Source organism: Methylomonas aurea (assembly GCF_024505045.1).
Lineage (GTDB): Bacteria > Pseudomonadota > Gammaproteobacteria > Methylococcales > Methylomonadaceae > Methylomonas > Methylomonas aurea.
In genome coordinates this window covers 1-1905 of sequence record NZ_JANIBM010000083.1, presented here as the reverse complement: position 1 = coordinate 1905, position 1905 = coordinate 1, and the positions used below count along the sequence as shown (strand labels likewise).

Annotated in this window: 1 protein-coding gene; it reads right to left on the bottom strand. The window is 66.0% G+C overall.

What is annotated here, in order from left to right:
• On the bottom strand, positions 1 to 1905 hold a 1905-nt coding region (locus tag NP603_RS21795), incomplete at both ends, for a malectin domain-containing carbohydrate-binding protein (RefSeq protein WP_256612969.1).

Here is a 1905-nt window from a genome sequence, read left to right as displayed (position 1 = left end):
GCCCACCGCCGTGGTGTATTCGTCGCCCGCCAAACTGCCGTCGTTGACGTAATACGCCTTGCCGGCATTGGCAATCAAGAAGCCTTCGTCGCTGCTGTCGCTGACCGTGATGCTGCCGCCGATCGGGTTGATCGTCGCCGTGATCCGCAGCAACGCGCTGTTGCCCACCGTTTCCGCCGTCGGCGTCCAGCTGGTCTGGCCGCGGCCGTAACGGTCCATGGTCAGGCCGGTGGCGACGGTGGTCCAGCTGGCGCCGTTGTCGGTCGAGGCTTCCAGGCTCAATACCGGGTTGGCCACGCCGTTGGCGTTGGCCTGGCGCAGTTCCAGGCCGCTGAGGATGGCCGAGTTGTTGGTTTTGTTGACCAGTTCCACGCTCAAGCCTTGGCCGCCGGCGATATTGATGTCGTAACTCAGCACCAGGGCTTTGTTGATGCCGCCCGCCAGGGCGCGAACGTCGACGTTGCTGGCGATGGTGGTGCCGTTGGCGACGATGTCGAACAGCCGGCTGCCGACCGCGATGTTGCTCGGCTCGGCAAAATGCAGCACCAGTTGGTAGCCGCCGTCTTGGGCGGCAATCTGGTAGCCGAGTTTGTTGCCGACGCCGCCGGGGGTATACGCATAGCTGCGGTACATCGCTTCCGGCGCGGCGTTGGCGCCGGCGCCGCTCAGGTCGATGGCGGTACCAGCGCTTATGCTGCTGTAGTAGTTGTTGTTGCCGTCGCTGCGGTAGCCTTGCTGCGCTTGCCAGTTGTCGACGCCGGTACCGGTGTCCTGGCCGGCGTCGAGCAGGAAGACGCTGTCGTACGGCAACAGGCCGTCGCTGCGCCAGTTGACCGTGACCGGGACGCCGGTTTCGAATTTCTCCAGGCCATTCGGGCTCAGAATTTGAATCAACGGGTCCGGGCTCAGGTTGGCCTGGGCGGTGTTGCCGTAGGCGCCCAGGTCGACCCGGCCGCCGTTCGGCCGCGGTTCGCTCAGGTTGGGGCTGTTCGGGTCGCCGCGGTCGATGGCCGGGGAGTTGTTTTGCAGGTGCAGGTCGTCGTCCTGGCCGAAGTCGCCGGCCAGCCGTTCGATGCGGACCGCGTCGGCGTGGACGATGCCGTTAGCCAGGTTGTCCAGCACGACTTTCAGGCTGGCGCCGCTGATGCGCACTACGCCCAGTACGTCCCAGTTGTTGCCATCGGCGGTGTAGCCATTGGATGCCGCGGCGGCGTTGGCGTTTTGGTTGATCACGTCGGCACCGACTACGACTTCGCCGTCGTAGATGCGGAAGGTGCTGTTCGAGCTGAAGTTCGGCGAGCTTTGCCATTGGTAGGGCCAGGTCGCCGCCACGCGGTAGTAGCCGGCGGTCAGGCCGTCGAAGCTCCAGCTGGCTTGGCTGCTGCCGTCGCCGGCGGCGCTGTTGCGGACGTCGCCGCCGCGCGGTTGGGTGCTGCCGTTGCTGGCGACCGTGCTCCAGCTGCCGGTCGTGGCGAAGGTCGGGTCGCCGTCGTCGACGATGCGCACGCTGCCTTCCACTACGTTGCCGTTCCAGCCGACCTGGCCGTCGGCGCCGTCGATGTCGATGAAGCGGGCGTCGGCGGTCAGGCTGTTGCGGTCCTGGCCGACTTCGTAGAACCAGTCGGTGCGGTTGGCGAACGGCCGGTCTTCCCAGTAGGCCAGTTTGGCGCTGGCGCCGAGCATGAACAGGTTGTAGTCGCTCAGGTAGCCTTGTTGGCTGTCGCTGGCGACGTTCAGGGCATAGCCGCTGCCGCGCACGTCGAGGATGTTGTTGCGGATGCGGACGTTGCTGCTGCCGCCTTGCACTTGGATCGCCGAGGCGCTGCCGGTGGCGACGATGGTGTTGTTTTCGACCCGGGTGCGGGTGCTGGATTGGTAGGCGCCGTCCAGTTGTACGCCGGCGCC